The sequence below is a fragment of the Streptomyces sp. NPDC002138 genome (assembly GCF_040296485.1).
Lineage (GTDB): Bacteria > Actinomycetota > Actinomycetes > Streptomycetales > Streptomycetaceae > Streptomyces.
In genome coordinates, this window is record NZ_JBEOXE010000059.1 from 15,036 (window position 1) to 30,175 (window position 15,140).

The 15,140-nt window shown below is 74.2% G+C and carries 16 protein-coding genes and 1 pseudogene; 5 read left to right on the forward strand and 12 right to left on the reverse strand.

The window, feature by feature from the left end; all coding sequences use genetic code 11:
• Nucleotides 1-23: 23 nt before the first annotated feature.
• From ABT084_RS29470 to ABT084_RS29480, 3 genes are all read right to left on the reverse strand, one after another.
• Complete coding sequence (locus ABT084_RS29470; RefSeq protein ID WP_351050192.1) at nucleotides 24-797, reverse strand: polyprenol monophosphomannose synthase; 774 nt, start codon at nucleotides 795-797, stop codon at nucleotides 24-26.
• A gap of 354 nt (nucleotides 798-1,151) precedes the next feature.
• Entirely contained in the window at nucleotides 1,152-2,774 is a 1,623-nt protein-coding gene (locus ABT084_RS29475) for an amidohydrolase (RefSeq protein WP_351050195.1), read from the reverse strand.
• A 70-nt stretch (nucleotides 2,775-2,844) separates the two neighbouring features.
• On the reverse strand, nucleotides 2,845-3,285 hold the full coding sequence (locus ABT084_RS29480) for an Lrp/AsnC family transcriptional regulator (protein ID WP_330334927.1): 441 nt from the start codon (nucleotides 3,283-3,285) through the stop codon (nucleotides 2,845-2,847).
• A 212-nt stretch (nucleotides 3,286-3,497) separates the two neighbouring features.
• Between ABT084_RS29480 and ABT084_RS29485 the strand changes: the two genes are divergently transcribed.
• The gene (locus ABT084_RS29485) at nucleotides 3,498-3,941 is read left to right on the forward strand and encodes a hypothetical protein (protein WP_351050199.1); all 444 of its coding nucleotides are present in this window, start codon (nucleotides 3,498-3,500) and stop codon (nucleotides 3,939-3,941) included.
• Nucleotides 3,942-4,060: 119 nt separating this feature from the next.
• Here the strand turns inward: ABT084_RS29485 and ABT084_RS29490 are convergent, their stop codons facing one another.
• Entirely contained in the window at nucleotides 4,061-5,161 is a 1,101-nt protein-coding gene (locus tag ABT084_RS29490) for a phosphotransferase family protein (protein ID WP_351050201.1), read from the reverse strand.
• A gap of 70 nt (nucleotides 5,162-5,231) precedes the next feature.
• Nucleotides 5,232-6,365, reverse strand: coding sequence for an Rv3169 family protein (locus ABT084_RS29495; RefSeq protein ID WP_351050204.1), 1,134 nt, complete (start codon nucleotides 6,363-6,365; stop codon nucleotides 5,232-5,234).
• Nucleotides 6,366-6,605: 240 nt separating this feature from the next.
• Here ABT084_RS29495 and ABT084_RS29500 point away from each other — a divergent pair, with 240 nt between their 5' ends.
• The gene (locus tag ABT084_RS29500) at nucleotides 6,606-6,779 is read left to right on the forward strand and encodes a hypothetical protein (protein ID WP_351050206.1); all 174 of its coding nucleotides are present in this window, start codon (nucleotides 6,606-6,608) and stop codon (nucleotides 6,777-6,779) included.
• 29 nt (nucleotides 6,780-6,808) lie between these two features.
• Here the strand turns inward: ABT084_RS29500 and ABT084_RS29505 are convergent, their stop codons facing one another.
• The 4 genes and pseudogenes from ABT084_RS29505 to ABT084_RS29520 form a co-directional block, all read right to left on the reverse strand.
• Nucleotides 6,809-7,231, reverse strand: a complete 423-nt coding sequence (locus ABT084_RS29505; RefSeq protein ID WP_502969226.1) for a GNAT family N-acetyltransferase — start codon at nucleotides 7,229-7,231, stop codon at nucleotides 6,809-6,811.
• Nucleotides 7,232-7,435: 204 nt separating this feature from the next.
• A pseudogene (locus tag ABT084_RS29510) lies at nucleotides 7,436-8,008 on the reverse strand (GNAT family N-acetyltransferase); the annotation flags it as partial.
• 82 nt (nucleotides 8,009-8,090) lie between these two features.
• Nucleotides 8,091-9,263, reverse strand: a complete 1,173-nt coding sequence (locus tag ABT084_RS29515; RefSeq protein ID WP_351050209.1) for an acyl-CoA dehydrogenase family protein — start codon at nucleotides 9,261-9,263, stop codon at nucleotides 8,091-8,093.
• A gap of 162 nt (nucleotides 9,264-9,425) precedes the next feature.
• The gene (locus ABT084_RS29520) at nucleotides 9,426-10,148 is read right to left on the reverse strand and encodes a TetR/AcrR family transcriptional regulator (RefSeq protein ID WP_351050212.1); all 723 of its coding nucleotides are present in this window, start codon (nucleotides 10,146-10,148) and stop codon (nucleotides 9,426-9,428) included.
• Nucleotides 10,149-10,290: 142 nt separating this feature from the next.
• Between ABT084_RS29520 and ABT084_RS29525 the strand changes: the two genes are divergently transcribed.
• The gene (locus ABT084_RS29525; protein WP_351050215.1) at nucleotides 10,291-10,905 is read left to right on the forward strand and encodes a DUF6230 family protein; all 615 of its coding nucleotides are present in this window, start codon (nucleotides 10,291-10,293) and stop codon (nucleotides 10,903-10,905) included.
• Nucleotides 10,896-11,852 (forward strand): DUF6114 domain-containing protein, encoded by a 957-nt coding sequence (locus tag ABT084_RS29530; RefSeq protein WP_351050218.1) that lies wholly within the window; start codon nucleotides 10,896-10,898, stop codon nucleotides 11,850-11,852. The genes ABT084_RS29525 and ABT084_RS29530 overlap by 10 nt, the downstream gene beginning before the upstream one ends.
• Nucleotides 11,853-11,912: 60 nt before the next feature.
• Here ABT084_RS29530 and ABT084_RS29535 read toward each other — a convergent pair whose 3' ends face one another.
• The 3 genes from ABT084_RS29535 to ABT084_RS29545 all read right to left on the reverse strand — a co-directional run bounded on the left by ABT084_RS29535 (nucleotide 11,913) and on the right by ABT084_RS29545 (nucleotide 14,158).
• On the reverse strand, nucleotides 11,913-12,065 hold the full coding sequence (locus tag ABT084_RS29535) for an SCO1431 family membrane protein (RefSeq protein ID WP_351050221.1): 153 nt from the start codon (nucleotides 12,063-12,065) through the stop codon (nucleotides 11,913-11,915).
• 165 nt (nucleotides 12,066-12,230) lie between these two features.
• Nucleotides 12,231-12,665 (reverse strand): SPW repeat protein, encoded by a 435-nt coding sequence (locus ABT084_RS29540; RefSeq protein ID WP_351050224.1) that lies wholly within the window; start codon nucleotides 12,663-12,665, stop codon nucleotides 12,231-12,233.
• 116 nt (nucleotides 12,666-12,781) lie between these two features.
• Nucleotides 12,782-14,158, reverse strand: a complete 1,377-nt coding sequence (locus ABT084_RS29545) for a C39 family peptidase (protein ID WP_351050226.1) — start codon at nucleotides 14,156-14,158, stop codon at nucleotides 12,782-12,784.
• Nucleotides 14,159-14,303: 145 nt separating this feature from the next.
• Between ABT084_RS29545 and ABT084_RS29550 the strand changes: the two genes are divergently transcribed.
• On the forward strand, nucleotides 14,304-14,966 hold the full coding sequence (locus ABT084_RS29550; protein WP_502969225.1) for a uridine kinase family protein: 663 nt from the start codon (nucleotides 14,304-14,306) through the stop codon (nucleotides 14,964-14,966).
• Nucleotides 14,967-15,140: the final 174 nt, after the last annotated feature.

Here is a 15,140-nt window from a genome sequence, read left to right on the forward strand (position 1 = left end):
CGGGGCAGCGCGCGTCCGCGGGCTCAGGACCGCTGGGGCGCCTTCAGGGCCAGCTTCGCGGCGCGGGCGGAGACGCCCCACTGGGTGACCCGCCACAGCGCCTCCACGACGATGTCGCGGCTCATCTTGCTGTCGCCGAACTCCCGCTCGACGAAGGTGATGGGCACCTCGACCACGTGGAAGCCGGCGCCGACCGCGCGCCGGGCGAGATCGACCTGGAAGCAGTACCCGGCCGAGGCGACCCGCTCCAGGCCCAGCCCCTCGAGCGTCTCCCGGCGGAAGGCGCGGTAGCCGCCGGTGACGTCGCGGATCGGCACGTCCAGCATCAGCCGCGAGTACGTCGAGCCGCCGCGCGAGAGCAGCACCCGGTGGCGCGGCCAGTTGACCACGCGGCCGCCGGGCACCCAGCGCGAGCCGAGCACCAGATCGGCGCCCTTGAGGGCGGTGAGCAGCCGGGGCAGTTCCTCGGGCTGGTGGGAGCCGTCGGCGTCCATCTCGACCAGGACGCCGTAGTCGCGCTCCAGGCCCCAGGCGAAGCCCGCCAGATAGGCGGCGCCGAGGCCTTCCTTGCCCTTGCGGTGCAGGACGTGCACCTGGTCGTCGGCGGCGGCCAGCTCGTCGGCGAGCTTTCCGGTGCCGTCGGGGCTGTTGTCGTCCGCCACCAGGACGTGTGCCCGGGGAACCGCCGCGCGCACGCGGGCGACGATCGGACCGATGTTCTCCGCCTCGTTGTAGGTCGGAATGATCACCAGGACCGTGCCGAGCGGCCCGTGGCGCCGCTCTCCGCCGTCACTCACTGATTCCCCTTCGCCTCTTCCCCGTTCCGTCACGGAAAGCTGATTTTAGAGCAGCGGGAAGGGTGCGACGGGAGGGGTGCTGCGGAGAATCGGGGCCCGGGGTCCTTCGGGCCGGCCGGGCGCCCGCTGGCTGCGGGCCGCCGTGACCGTTGTCTACTGGACCCCCGGCCCCGATCGGGCCACCCTCCCCCACGCTCCTTCGAGCAGGGGGGAACTCCGTCCGGCGAAACCTTCCCTCGCCCCCGAGGCGCGGGCGCGCTGAGCGGACGGGTCCGTCCGGCACGGTCGTCCTGTGGTGGACCCGGCCGAACCTATCCGGGTCGGGGCGCCCGTACCGAACCGAGGCCGGACGGATCACCCCTGTGGCCGTACGAATACCTCCCGGCCGCCGACCACGGTGGCCAGGCACACCGGCAGATCGGCGCCGGGCGTCAGCAGCGGCAGGCCGGGCGTGCCGGAGCGCGGGTCGGTGGACCAGCGGGACACCCGGTCGTCGGGGGCCTGGACCACCAGCTCGTCGGTCTGCCACAGCGCGTAGTCGGCCGGGGCGCCCGGCACCAGCACGCCCGCGTCGTCGCGGCCCAGGGCCCGCCAGCCGCCCCGGGTGTGGGCGGTGAAGGCGGCCCGGACGGAGATCCGGTGCTCCGGGGTCCGGTGGAAGGCGGCCGCCCGGACCGTGCCCCACGGGTCGAGCGGGGTGACGGGGGCGTCCGAGCCGAAGGCGAGCGGGACGCCCGCCTTGAGCATCGCGGCGAAGGGGTTCAAGGTGCGGGCCCGCCCGGCGCCCAGCCGGTCGGCGTACATCCCCTCCTCGCCGCCCCACGCGGCGTCGAAGGCGGGCTGGACGGAGGCGGTGAGGCCGAGGTCCGCGAAGGCGGCGATGGTGGCCGGGGTCATCATCTCGGCGTGCTCGACCCGGTGCCGGGCGGCGCGCACGCGGGCCAGGCCGACCTTCTCGGCGGCCGCGCGGACCCCGTCGACGACGGCGGTGAGCGCGGCGTCCCCGATGGCGTGGAAACCGGCTTGCAGGCCCGCCTCGGTGCAGGCGGCCACATGCGCGGCGACCTCGGTGGCGTCGAGGTAGCCGGTGCCCGTGTGGGCGGCGTCGGCGTACGGGGTGTGCAGGCAGGCGGTGTGCGAGCCCAGGGCCCCGTCGACGAAGAGGTCGCCCGCGGCGCCGATCGCGCCGAGCTCCCGGGCCAGCTCCAGGTCGCGGTCGGCCCAGTAGCCGAAGACGCGCGGGCCGGGCCGCTCGCGGGCGAGGTTCAGCAGGTCGTGGAAGTCCTCGGCCGAGGAGATGTCCGGGCCGCCGCATTCGTGTACGGACCCGATGCCGAGCGAGGCCGCGTGGTCGAGGGCGGCCCGCTGGGCCTCGGCGCGCTGGGCGGGGGTGACGGCGGCGAGCGCGGCGGCGCGGACGGCGTGGTGGTCCGCGCGGGTCAGCGGCTCGTCCCCGTCGCCCCGCACGCCGGGGACCAGGTCGAGCAGGGCGGTGGTGACGACGGCCGAGTGCACGTCGACGCGGCTGAGGTAAAGCGGACGGCCGCCGGCCGCCTCGTCCAGCTCGGCCCGGCGCGGGGCGCGCCGCTCGGGCCAGCGGGCCGCGTCCCAGCCGTGCCCGAGCAGCACCCGGTCCTCGGGCCGCCGCCGCGCGTACGCCCGTACGAGCTCCAGCGCGTCCGGCAGCGAGCGGGCGCCGGTCAGGTCCAGGCCGGTGAGGGCGAGGCCGGTGGCGGTGGTGTGGACGTGGGCGTCGGTGAAGGCGGGAGTGACGAGCGCGCCGTCCAGGTCGACGACCTCGTCGACGCCCTGCGCGAAGGCGTCGGCGGCGCCTTCGGAACCGACCCAGGCGATGTGGCCGCGCTCGACGACCATCGCGGTGGCGAAGGGGTCGGCGGGGCTGTGCACTTCGCCCCGGCGGAGCAGGACGGTGGGCAGGGAGTCGGCGGAAGCGGCGGCGGCGGCGCGGTCGGTCATGGGACCAGTCTCGCGGGTCCGCGGGCGCGGTCGGCACCGGGGCCCGCCGGGGCGGGCCCCGGCGGGCCGTTCAGACGCGGGGCGGCCGGGCCTCGTACGGGGTCGACAGGACCACCGTGGTGCGCGTCGAGACGTGGGCCAGGGCGCGGACGCGGCCCAGCAGGTCCTCCAGCTCCAGCGGGGTCGCCACCCGGACCTTGAGGATGTAGTTCTCGTCGCCCGCCACGCTGTGGCACGCCTCGATCTCGGGGACTCCGGCCAGCCGGTCCGCGATGTCGTCGGGAGCGCTCGGGTCGAACGGTTTCGCCGAGATGAAGGCGGTCAGGGGCAGCCCGACGGCTTCGGGGTCGACGACGGCCGCGTAGCCGCGGATCACTCCGCGCTGCTCCAGGCGGCGTACCCGCTGGTGTACCGCGGACGTGGACAGTCCCGTGGCCTTGCCCAGGTCGGTGTAGCTCATCCGCCCGTCCCGCACCAGCAGATCCACGATCTGGCGGTCCAGCTCCTCCATTGCGCTCATAGCCGCCCAACCTATGGCCCAAGGGCGCTCCAGGCCCAGTGGTGTCCACGGACAAGTGGCACCTGCGGCAGGCATGTGACGAAGGCCACAAAGGTATGCAGGCGTACGCGGGGCGGTTGTGGTTACTCGTGCCGCGCGACGGGAAGTGCTTGCTGTGGCCGTGGCCGAATGCCCGCCCGGTCCACCCAAGGGGGAGTACATCCATGCAGAACACCAAGCGCGCCGGTCGCACCGCACCGGCGCCACACGAACGCTTCGACCGGCTGGAACTCGTCGACGGCGACTACGGCGACTTCGACCGGGACGCCGATGACCCGGACTACGACGGGGCCGACGGGGCCTTCGACGTCCACCACGCCGTCTGCCCCGACTGCGGGCAGTCGATCGCCTTGGTCGCGGACGAGGAGTTCCTGCCGGAGCACGGGCTCTGCCTGAGCCCCTGGAACCCGTTCGGGCTGACGGTGTGCGCGGGTACGGGCCGGCCCGCCGCCGACGCCCAGGCGGCCGCTGAGAGCGCCGCGGCGGACCGGGAGCTCGACCAGGTCGTGCTCCTGACGCTCCCCCAGGGCCTCGACTGGCGGACGCAGCCCTTCTCGCACGTCGGCGGTCCGGGCTCGCGTCCCGTGCAGCACGTCCAGGCGGCCTGAGAGGTCACTCCCGACGGGGACCGGCCGGTCCCCGTCGGTCCGGTCGGCCGTCGGGTCGGCCGTCGGTCCGGTCGGCCGGTCGTTCCGTCGGCCGGTCGTTCCGTCGGCCGGCCGTCGGGTCAGTCCCGGTCCCAGTAGGTTCCCCGCACCATGGCGTCGATGCTGGCGTGGTGCAGGATCAGGCCGTCCGGCTCGGCCGGGACCTCGACCTCGCCGAAGTGGGCCTGGCGGTACGCGATCCGCAGCATCACGATCCCGTGCCGCAGGGCCGCGTACAGGGTGTGGAACTCCATGTCGCGCGGGGTGTGCCCGGTGAGTTCCGCGTAGCGCCGCTCCAGGTCGTCCCGGCGCAGGAAGTCCGGCAGGCCGGGCTGTCCGAAGCCGACGGTGAGGTCCTGGAAGAAGCGGTGGAGGTAGACGGTCCACCCGAGGTCGACCTCGCGCGGGGCGTAGGCCGCCATCTCCCAGTCCAGCACCGCGACCGGCCGGAAACCGTCGTAGATGACGTTGCCGATGCGGGCGTCGCCCCAGTTGAGGACCGCCGCTCCCTCGTCGGCGGGCCAGAGCTCCTCCAGCCGGTCGAAGGCCCGCTCCAGCAGCGGTGAGCGCGCCAGGCCGCCCACCACCCACTCGTAGTAGGCGCGCTGGGCGTCGACGTGCCGTCGCAGCGGGCTGCCCTGGCCCCGCGGCAGCAGGAACTCGGCCTCCTTCGCGGGGAACTGGTCGTGCAGACGGGCGAGCAGGGAGATGCTCGCCTCCTGGAGTTCGGCGCGCTCGGCGTCGCTCGCCGCGTGCAGCCAGTTGCCCTCGTAGGTGTAGGGCATGACGTCGGGCGGCACCCGCCCCTCGGCCCGGGCCATCACGAAGAAGGGCGAGCCCAGCGGCGCGGGGTCCGTTTCCAGCCACTGCACGCGCGGGACGGGCAGGTCGGTGTGTTCGGCGACCAGGCTCATCACCCGGTGCTGGCGGGGCATGTCGTAGGTGGGGAAGACGGTGTAGGCCGCCGGGTCCGCGGCCAGGCGCAGGGCGCAGGCCCGGAGCGGGGCGTCGGGATGGTCGATGTCGAAGAGCAGGGTCTCGCTGGACATGCCGTTGGAGCCGGGGACGGAGACGTTGGTGACCTTCGCCCCGGGAAGGCCGGTGCCGAGCCAGGCCGCGAGGCGGCGGCCGAGCTCCTCCGGTTCCCGGGTGGAGGTGCGGGGACGTGGTGCCGTGGCCATGGCCACCCCTTCGTGCTGTTCCTGCTGGTCGTGGGCCGCGTTCGCATGGGCGTGGGCGTGGGCGTGCGCCCTACGGGGCGACGGATCCGTAGTCCGTGAACCCGCTCGGGTCGTGGCGCCCGAAGCTGCCGTGCTCGAAGATGCCGAAGCCGGTCCGCCCGTCGAGGGTGAAGCGGGCGGAGTGGTCGGTGACCCCGTAGGCCGCCATGGGGTGGGCGGCGGGGTCGGACAGGTCGTATACCCGGCGGTCGGTCCAGCCGCGGCCCTGCCAGCTGCCGTGCTGCCAGTCGGAGGCGGGCGGGTATCCGGCGCCGACGGCGAGCGGGGAGGAGTTCAGGATCTCCACGCCCAGCTCGAGCGGCTTGCGCGCCGGATCGGTGAGGTGGATGACGGCGCTCTCGGGGTGCCTGCCGCCCCTGCGGTAGCGGATGTCGGCCTGGGGCCAGCCGAGTTGTACGTCGCCGCGCCCGGAGGCGTCGGGGAAGACCTGGACGGCCTCGTTCAGGGCGCGGTGGCCGTCGGCGTCCTCCTGGACGATGACCATGAGGAAGCGGTCCTCGAAGCGGACGGGGACCCAGAGCCAGTGGAAGCCCTCGGTGCGGTGCTCCTCGGCCGCGCGGCCGCCGTCCTCGCCGGGGATCGGCCGGACGCCCCAACTGCGGTCCCTGGTACCGGTCCACTCGCCTTCGGTGAGGCGCAGTTCCTCGCCCTTGGCCCGGATGGTGCCGGTGACACCGCCCGCCTGGACGAACCGGCGGCCCTCCAGCATCAGGCGGTCGCCGCGCCGCTGGACGTGGTGCGGCTCCCAGACGGCGGGGAAGGCGGCGGTCCAGGTGATGTCGTACGAGAGCCCGTCCGGGTCGTCGGGGTCCGCGTCGCAGTGCAGGCCGAGGGTGCTCAGCGGGACGTCGACGGTGATCCGCAGCGGGCCGACGGACAGGTTCATCCGGTCGTCGGTGAGGGCGTCGGAGGCGCGGACGGCGAGGAGTTCGTCGCCGATGCGCAGGGTGGCGTAGGCGTCGATGACCCCGGTGTTGGGATAGACGCCGAGGCCCAGGATGAGGACGGCGCGGCCGGCGTGGTCGAAGACGTGGAAGATGCAGCGGTCGTAGGCGTTGCGGTCCCCCGTGGCGACGTACTTCATCGACAACGGGGCCTGGTGGATGGGGTATTCGTCAAGGGCGATGGGTCGGTCCGCGGGCATGGCAAACCTCCTGGGCGCGGGTCGGCTCGGCGGATATGACGGTACGTCAGAAACCGCGCCCGGGGCCATAGTCGTGGCACTCGCTGACAGATCACGCGGCGGACGGGGCTCCGCGGGGCCCGCACCAGGGGACGCCTCGAACGGATACCCGCACGGCGGGGCCGATTACCCCGTCCGCGCGCGCCGCGTTGGCCCGGCATGACCACCCTTGAGGCTTCCACGGGACGGCGGCGACGACCGGTGCCCCCCGGTTACGAAGAATCGGTTCATCGCCCGGCGGACCCGCCCATCTACCGGGCGCTGCTGGCCCGCTGGGCGGACGACGGCCGCACCCTCCCGGGCCACCGCGACCCGGAGTGGTCCCGCATCGCCTCCTCCCCGGTCTGGCCGGGCGGCCCGCTCTACGGCGGGTAGGCCGTCCAGGTCGCCGCCGGGGCGTGGCCTCACTGGGTACCGAGGGCCATCCACTTCCCGGGGTGCGCCAGGGGCTCGAACCCCACCTTCGCGTAGACCTCGTGGGCGTCCGCGGTGGCCAGCAGGACGCGGCGCAGCCCGTAGGGGGCGAGGTGGTCACGGACGGCCGTGGCCAGGGCGGTGCCGAGGCCCTTGCCGCGGGCCGCGGGGTCGACGTACACGTCGCACAGCCAGGCGAAGGTGGTCCGGTCGGTCACCACTCGCGCGTAGGCCAGCTGGGCCCCGGAAGCGCGGTCGTAGACACCGAAGTTGAGCGAGTTCGCGAGGGCCCGGTCCTGCTTCTCGCGCGAGCGGCCGAGCGCCCAGTACGCGTCCTCGGACAGCCAGCGGTGGATCCGGGCGGCATCGAGGCGCGCCGGGTCCGTGGAGATCTCGCAGTCCTGCGGCAGGATCCGCCGGGCATCCGGGCTGCCCACGTCCGGGCGGTCCGCATCCGGGCGGGCGTCCGGGCGGTCCCCCTCCGGGCGGGCGTCCGGGCCGTCCCCCTCCGGGCGGGCGTCCGGGCCCGGGCCCGCCGCGGCCGGCCCGGCCGCGGCGTCCCAGCCGGTCCGGTAGTACGCCAGCCGCGCGTCCTCGGCGGTCAGGCGCATCCCCGCCGCGGCCATCACCCGCCGGGAGGCGGTGTTGTCCAGGTCGGCGTCGCCGGTCACGGCGGTGACGCCCAGGGAGCGCGCGAGGGCGAGCACGGCGCGCAGCGCCTCGGCGGCGAGGCCGCGGCCCCGGGCCGAGGGGACGAGGCCGTATCCGATCGTCACCTCGCCGGCCGCGTCCGGGGCTCCGTGGAAGTCGATCCCGCCGACGACGCTCCCGCCGTCCCGCAGCCGGATCTCGTACGGGCCGAAGGGGCCGGGGTCGCCCGTGGAAGCGCGGTTCCGCAGGAACCTCCGCAGGGCGGACAGGTCGCCCTCCGCCGGGTATCCCGGCGCCCACGGGGCCGCGTCGCCCCGCTCCCCGGCGAGCACCCGCTCCGCCTCGGCGGGGCCGACGGGGTGGAGCACGAGCCGCTCCGTCACCACGTCGACCGCTTGGGCCGCAGCGGACGCGTCGCTCACATCGGCCACATCGGCCATGCCGGTCACATCGGCCACTTCGTTCGCGTCAGCCACTTCGCTCGCGTCGCTCGCGCAGGTCACATCGGTCGGGGTGTCCGAGCCGTCCAATTCATCCATGCGGCTGGACTATCAGAGCGCCCGCGCGGACCGCACCCGGATATCGGGGCCGCGGCGGTCCGGCGGGCGCGCTCCGGCACGCTCAGCGCGACTCGGGGCCCGCGAGGTGGCGGGCGATGACCATGCGCTGGATCTGGTTGGTGCCCTCGACGATCTGCAGCACCTTGGCCTCGCGCATCAGGCGCTCGACCGGGAAGTCCGCGGTGTAGCCGTATCCGCCCAGCACCTGGACCGCGTCGGTCGTGACGGCCATGGCCGCGTCGGTGCAGAAGAGCTTCGCCATGGCAGCCTGCCGGGAGAACGGCTTGCCCGCGTCGCGCAGCCGCGCCGCCGCCAGGTACAGGGAGCGGCCGGCCTCGATCTTGGTGGCCATGTCGGCCAGCATGAAGCGCAGCCCCTGGAAGTCCGCGATCGGGTGCCCGAACTGCTTGCGGTCCAGGGCGTACGCCAGCGCCTCGTCCAGCGCGGCCTGGGCCACGCCGATCGCGCAGGCGGCGATGCCGAGGCGGCCCGCGTCGAGCGCGGCCAGCGCGATGGTGAAGCCCTGGCCCTCCTCGCCGATGCGGCGGGCGTCCGGTACCCGTACCCCGTCGAAGTGCAGCTGGGCGGTGGGCGAGCCCTTCATGCCCATCTTCTTCTCGGGAACGGCCGCCATCAGGCCCGCCGCGTCGCCGGGCACCAGGAAGGCGGTGATCCCCTTGGGGCCGGGCGCGCCGGTGCGGGCGAGGACCGTGTAGAAGTCGGCGATCCCGCCGTGGGTGATCCACGCCTTGGTGCCGGTCAGTATCCAGTCGTCGCCGTCGCGGACGGCCTTGGTGGCGAGCGAGGCGGCGTCCGAACCGGCGGCCGGTTCGGAGAGGCAGTAGGCGCCGAGCAGGCCGCCGCCGAGCATCGCGGGCAGGTGCTCGCCCTGCTGCTCCTTGGTGCCGTATCCGGCCAGGCCGTGGCAGGCGAGCGAATGCACGCTGACGCCGAGGCCGACGGTCAGCCGGGCCGCCGCCAGCTCTTCGAGCACCTGGAGGTAGACCTCGTACGGCTGCTCGCCGCCGCCGAACTCCCCGGCGTACGGGAGGCCCAGCAGACCGGCCTCGGAGAGGAGGGTGAAGACCTCGCGGGGAAAGCGGCCGGACTCCTCCTCCTCGGCGGCCCGGGGGCGGATCTCCCGCTGCGCGATCTCGCGCACGAGCGCGAGAAGGTCACGGGACTCCTCGGTGGGCAGCTGACGGTCCACCGGCTGCGGGGCGCGGTCGGTCATGGCGGCGCTCTCCTCCTCATCGGGCACGGCGGCGGCGCGCGAAAAGGGTGGAACGCGCCGCCGGGTCTCGGTGCTCTTGCAGCCGATGCTGCCCTCCCGGATCACGGAAGGGCCTGGCCAGCGGCTGTGGCGGCTTGAGTATGCCCGATCAGGGGCATTCCGTCACGGGTGCGGGATCGCTCCCCCGGGCACGCCCCTGACCGCTCCGTCGTCCGGTCCGTCGTCCGGCCCGCTCCGGACGCCCCGGTCCTCGGCCGGGGGAGCCGGGCACTGCGGGACGAACTCCTCGATGACGGTCAGCGTCGCGCGCAGCTGGCGCACCAGCAGGGCTCCGAGCGCGGCGCGGTCCGGGCGGTCCGGCTCGCCCTCGGTGCCGATCCAGTCGAGGGTGGTGCCTTCGACCCCGGAGAGCCAGCCGACGAGGGCGAGGCGGGCGAGCGGGGGCAGGGCGCGGTGGCCGTAGGCGCCTTCCGCGATGGTGGCGACCAGCTCCGTGCGGACCGCGTCGCGCAGGGCGAGGACCTCGGCGTCGGAGCCGACGCCGCCGGTGACGATGGTCCGGTAGGCGGCGTGGTGGTGCTCGGCGTAGTGGAGGTAGCCGTCGATGGTGCGGCGGACCCGCTCGGCGGCGGGCAGGCCGGTGTCCCCGCCGGCCCGGGCGGCCAGCTCGCCCACGGAGTCCTCGACGATGGCGAGGTAGTAGCCGCGCTTGCTCGTGAAGTAGTAGTAGATGAGCCCCTTGGCGACCCCGGCCTGCTTGGCGATGTCATCCATCGACAGTGCGTCGTACGAGGTGTCGGCGAACAACTTGCGCCCGGTCGCGATGAGTTCGGCCCGCCGAACCTGCGATCGCTCGGTCTTGCCGCGCTGTTGACTATTATTCAAATTCAGCCCTAGCCTCGAACCGCCACAGGATGCCCGCAGTATGGCAGGCCTGCGTGGCCCGCTCCTCGCACTTCCCCTGCGCACCTGACGACGTACGGGAGGCCCCACCGCCATGAGCACAGCCGCCATGAGCACAGCCGCCATGAGCTCCGCAGACCGAAATCCGGCCGAGGGCCGGGTCGACTGGAAGAGGACGGCCCTCGCCGCGCTGCCCGCGTTCGTCGCGGTCGGCGCGATGGCGATGGTGATGGCCCAGGGTGCGCTCGCCGCGTCCTTCGCCGTCTCCGGCACCAGCTTCCAGGTCTCCTCCTCCAACCTCAGCAGCAAGGGCCTCTCCTCCTACGTGCAGACGGACCGCTCCGTCGACGGCAAGGGGCACCCGGTCGCGCTCCTCGGCATCGGCGAGGCGACGCTGAGCGACATCTGCCAGTCCGCCGTGGTCGACACCCCGCTCGGCAAGGTGGTCTTCAAACTCACCGCGGGCGGGTCCGCCGGGAACGTCACCGCGACCAACCTGATCATCGACGGCGAGGACCTGAGCGGCGACGCCCGCTTCGGCACCGCCCAGATCGGCCGCGACGCCTCGACCCTGGACCAGGTGGCCGGGGTCAAGGGCGAAGCCGGGAAGTTCGGTCTGCAGGCCGGGGACATCGAGGTGGCGGGCGTGCGCTCGCACGCCTGGTCCGCGACGGGCGGCGACTTCCGGCTCAAGGGGCTCAAGCTCGACGTGGCCCTGGACGGCAAGCAGTGCTTCTAGGGCGCCCCCGGCCGGCCGCGGGACGGCTGGAGCGGCGGCTGCCGTGGCCCGCGCGCCGGGCCCGGCTGCGGGCCTGGCGCCGCACCCGGCCCTTCTGGGGCGGGCTGCTGCTGGTGCTGGGCGGGGCCGAGCTGCTGCTGGTCCCGCTCTCCCCGCTCACCATCCTGGTCAGCCTGGGCCTCGGCGGGATCGCGGCGATCGGGATCGGGCTCGCGCTGATCGCCGCGGGCCTGTTCCTGTGGTTCCTGCCCCAGGCCCGTACGTACGTCAGCATCCACGCGCTGCTGCTGTCGGTGCTGTCCTTCGTCGCCACCAACCTGGGCGGGTTCCTGCTCGGCATGCTGCTCGGGATCGCGGGCAGCGCGCTCGCCTTCGGGTGGACCCCGCTGCCCGGTCCGGAGGGCGGCGAGGAGGGTCCGTACCGTACGAGCCCGCGGGGCGGCGGTCCGCGCACCCTGGCCGCCGCGCTGCCGGTGGTGCTCCTCGCGGCGCTGGCGAGCAGCGCGCCCCCGGCCCGGGCGGCGGTGGGCGGGGCTCCGCCGATGGCCCCGCGCACTCCCCCGACGGTCACCACCTCGCTCTTCGCGCCGCAGGGGTTCGCGCTCGCCGGGATCACCCGGGTCCCGACGGCCGACGGACCGCTCAAGGTGCTGGTGCTGAAGATGCGGGCGGCCAAGCTCTTCGACTACCGGCTGCGCACCCGGGACGGCCGCGACGAGTACGGGCTCGCCGCCAGGACGCTCGACCTGAGCGGCGACGTGACCTTGTACCTCACGAAGTTCAGCGGCTGCATCGAAGGGCTGCTGTGCGTCACCTTCACCCCCGACGGGCTGCCCGCGCCGCCCGTCATCCCGCCCTTCGTCTTCATGACCGACGTCAGCGCCGAACAGGCCCTGGTCACCTCGGACCTGATCGTCACCGACGGACTGCGGCTGGAGGCCTCGTGATCGCCGTCGGGACCGGTGCGGTGGAGTCGGACCCGCGGGACGGGACCGGCGCGGCGACGGTCACAACCAGCCGGTCTGGGTGACGAACATGGCGATGACGACCACCAGGGTCCAGCCGAGCACGTGCTCCAGCCAGGCGGAATCGTCCTTGGGGCCACCGGTGCGGACGAGGTCGCGGGCACGGGAGGTCAGAGCGGCGGTGTGTGCGGTCATACCGTCCAATGTGACAGCGTTCCCCGCCTTCGCGGTAGAGACGAGGGTCACGGGTGGCGCGCGTCACGCCACCGGGCCCCGGCCGCCCGTGCGGCCGGGACCCGGTGTTCCGGGACCGGTTCCTTCCCTGACCCGCCGCTCGGGGGGCCACGGCGGACCGGCGGGTCAGACGCCGGCCCGCGGGCGCTCCCGCCCGGCCATGCCCGACATGGCGCAGGCCAGCACCAGGGCGATGCCGCCCGCGACGCAGTTGCTGACCACGGTCCGGGTGGTGTCGGCCTCGCCCACGATCACCCAGGGGGCGACGATGGTGAAGGCCGCGATGGCCACGGCGGTCCAGGCCATCGCGTGGGTGCGTTCGTACGCGGAGCCGAGTCCGCCCATGCACAGGCAGTAGGCGAGGCCCGCGATCAAGTTCGTGATCGCCAGCGCGGACAGGCCGCTGAACCCCGTGATCCAGGGCGAGGCCGCGATGTACAGGCCGGTGACGAGCGCCAGGGCCTCCACGGCCTGGGCGCGCGGGGTGGCGGTGACCCGCTCGAAGCGGGTGCGCATCTCGGCGAGGTCGGGGTGCATCTCGATGTTCGGGTGGGTGGTCATGGCGGGCCGCCTCCTACGGGGAGCCTTTATGTACCCTTTAACCGATTATGTTCCCATTCGACCCCATGGGAAACCGCTACCGGGCCCCCGTTACGGCGGGCTGCGGAACGCGTCCTTCACAGCACGCCGACCGCTTGCAGGGCTCGCAGTTGTGTCGTGTTCGGATCGGCCGGCGCGTAGAGGTAGCAGATGCCGCCGCTGCCGGAGACGACCTTGCCGGAGGCGTGGTAGCGCTTGGTGCGCAGCCATACGTTCTCCCACTCGCGCCGCCGGTAGACGCGGCGCACCGCCGGATTCGAGGGCGAGTTGGGGTCGTTGGCGATGACGTCGCCGGTGGCCGTGAAGCCGATGACGGTCATCAGGTGGCCCGCCGTGCCGTAGCCCGCTCCGGTGAGTTCCCCCTCGCGGAAGGACTGGGAGGTGATGACCGGGATGCCCGCCGCGATCAGCGTCTCCACATCGGCGAGGGAGCCGAGCCGGGTCACCACGCCCGCGAGGCCGGGGTAGGTGGCGGCGTAGGCGGCGTTGAAGGGCCAGTTGCCGCAGCCCTTGTAGGCGGAGTCGTAGGTGGCGCGGGCCGCGTGGCAGACCTGCGGGTCGGCGTACTCCTTCCTGACCCACGCCAGGGCGGAGGCGCTGGGCTTGCGGCCCCAGTACTCGATGATCATCTGCGAGGAGGTGGGGCTGCACCAGGCCTCGCCGCCGTTGTCGTATTCGGGGTACTGACCGGTGTGGATCTCCTGCGAGTAGCGCGGGACGGCCAGCTCCCGGGCCGTTCCGGGGACCGAGGCGGGCACCGTGAAGCGGTCGGGGACGTCCGAGGCCATCACCCCCGCCAGCCGGACCTCCGGCCCGAGCGGGGCGCCGGGACGGCGGTGGAGGGTCAGGCGCAGCTGCCACGCGCCGATCCGCAGGCCCCTCGTGCGCGCGGAGCCGTCGAGGGCGAGGGTGTCGGTCCAGACGGTGGAGGTGCCGTCGGTCTGGCCGTCCACGGAGGTGCGCCGGATGTCGCCGTCGCCGGAGGCCCAGCGGCCCATCACGTACCAGGGGCCCGTGACGCCGTCGGTGTAGGTCGGGCGCAGCTCGGTCTGGATCCAGGTCCCGGCGGGAGTGAGGGCGTTCCAGGAGGCGATGGCCTCGGTGGCGGGGACGGCGGGGCGGTGCACCGGGGAGGTCCAGGTCGCGTACTCCCAGGTGCCCTTCTTCCCCGTGTGCGGGTCGGCGTACTCGGTGCGCCCGGCGGGGACGGCGATCCGCAGCCCCGGGCGCGGGCCGGCGGCCGCGGCGGTCCCCCGGTGGGTCCCGGCCCGCCAGTGTCCGTACGAGTACCAGAACCGGTTGTCCACCGTCCGGCCCGGGGCCCCGGCTCCCCCGGCGCCCTTCGGGGTGGCCGCGGTCGCGGCGGAGGCGGCGGAGGCGGCGGGGACGGTGGCGGCCGTGGCGGCGGCGAGGGCCGCCGCGAGGACGGCCCGGCGCGGGGTGGGTGCGGTCATGGGCGGGAACCCCCAGTGGTGCGGGCGGGCGTGCGGTGGCGCGGCCCTGTCCGGCCGCGCGGTGTGGCCCGGCCAGCCTCCCAGCTCCCGGGGGGCCGGGGCCAGGGTGCCGGGTCCGTGTCGCGCGCCGCCGTAGGCTGGCGGAGTGGAACCACCGATCCCGCCCGGCCCCCTCGCCCCGCACGCGCCGCTCGCCCCGCTCGCCCGTGAACTCGCCGCCCTGCCCCCGTCCCTGGGCCCCGTCCGGGTGATCGGCATCGACGGGCACGCCGGGTCCGGCAAGAGCACCTTCGCCGGGCGGCTGGCCGGGGCCCTGGGCGGGGCGCCCGTCCTGCACCTCGACGACGTGGCCACGCACGAGGAGCTGTTCGACTGGACGGAGCGGCTGCGCGCCCAGGTGCTCGACCCGCTGGCGGCCGGGCGGGCGGCGCACTGGGCGCCGTACGACTGGGTGGCGCGCCGGTTCGGACCCGAGCGGGTGCTGGAACCGGCGCTGGTACTGCTGGTCGAGGGCGTGGGCGCGGGCCGGCGGGCGCTGCGGCCGTTCCTGGCGCGCCTGATGTGGATGGAAATGCCCCGGGAGCAGTCCTGGGGGCGCGGGCGGAACCGGGACGGGCGCGAACTGTCACTCTTCTGGGACGGATGGGAGCGCGCGGAGCGCGCGCACTTCGCGGACGACCCTTCGCGCCCCTTCGCGCACACGTTGGTGCGGCAGAGCGGTACGGGATACGAGTGGTCTTCCGGGGCGGATGCGACCGCCCAGGGAGCCGGTTTCGTCACCGGCAGTGACGAACTCCCCCGGCCCTGACCCGAGCCCGGCCGGGCCGCGATATCCCCCCTCCGGGCGTCGCCCCGGGCCGCTTGACCTGGTAGCCACAGCGGCGTTACGTTCTGAATGAGCGGTTTTCAGGGCCGCCACAGACGCGAAGCCCCCGGTTGTTCCCCCGTGACCGGGGGCTTCGTTCTGCCCCGGGACGGCTCC

What these genes read in the sequence shown, in the direction of transcription:
- ABT084_RS29475 (WP_351050195.1), bottom strand. Translation starts at nt 2,774, where the DNA reads ATGACCGACCGCGCCGCCGCCGCCGCTTCCGCCGACTCCCTGCCCACC.
- ABT084_RS29480 (WP_330334927.1), bottom strand. Translation starts at nt 3,285, where the DNA reads ATGGAGGAGCTGGACCGCCAGATCGTGGATCTGCTGGTGCGGGACGGG.
- ABT084_RS29485 (WP_351050199.1), top strand. Translation starts at nt 3,498, where the DNA reads ATGCAGAACACCAAGCGCGCCGGTCGCACCGCACCGGCGCCACACGAA.
- ABT084_RS29490 (WP_351050201.1), bottom strand. Translation starts at nt 5,161, where the DNA reads ATGGCCACGGCACCACGTCCCCGCACCTCCACCCGGGAACCGGAGGAG.
- ABT084_RS29495 (WP_351050204.1), bottom strand. Translation starts at nt 6,365, where the DNA reads ATGCCCGCGGACCGACCCATCGCCCTTGACGAATACCCCATCCACCAG.
- ABT084_RS29515 (WP_351050209.1), bottom strand. Translation starts at nt 9,263, where the DNA reads ATGACCGACCGCGCCCCGCAGCCGGTGGACCGTCAGCTGCCCACCGAG.
- ABT084_RS29525 (WP_351050215.1), top strand. Translation starts at nt 10,291, where the DNA reads ATGAGCTCCGCAGACCGAAATCCGGCCGAGGGCCGGGTCGACTGGAAG.
- ABT084_RS29535 (WP_351050221.1), bottom strand. Translation starts at nt 12,065, where the DNA reads ATGACCGCACACACCGCCGCTCTGACCTCCCGTGCCCGCGACCTCGTC.
- ABT084_RS29540 (WP_351050224.1), bottom strand. Translation starts at nt 12,665, where the DNA reads ATGACCACCCACCCGAACATCGAGATGCACCCCGACCTCGCCGAGATG.
- ABT084_RS29545 (WP_351050226.1), bottom strand. Translation starts at nt 14,158, where the DNA reads ATGACCGCACCCACCCCGCGCCGGGCCGTCCTCGCGGCGGCCCTCGCC.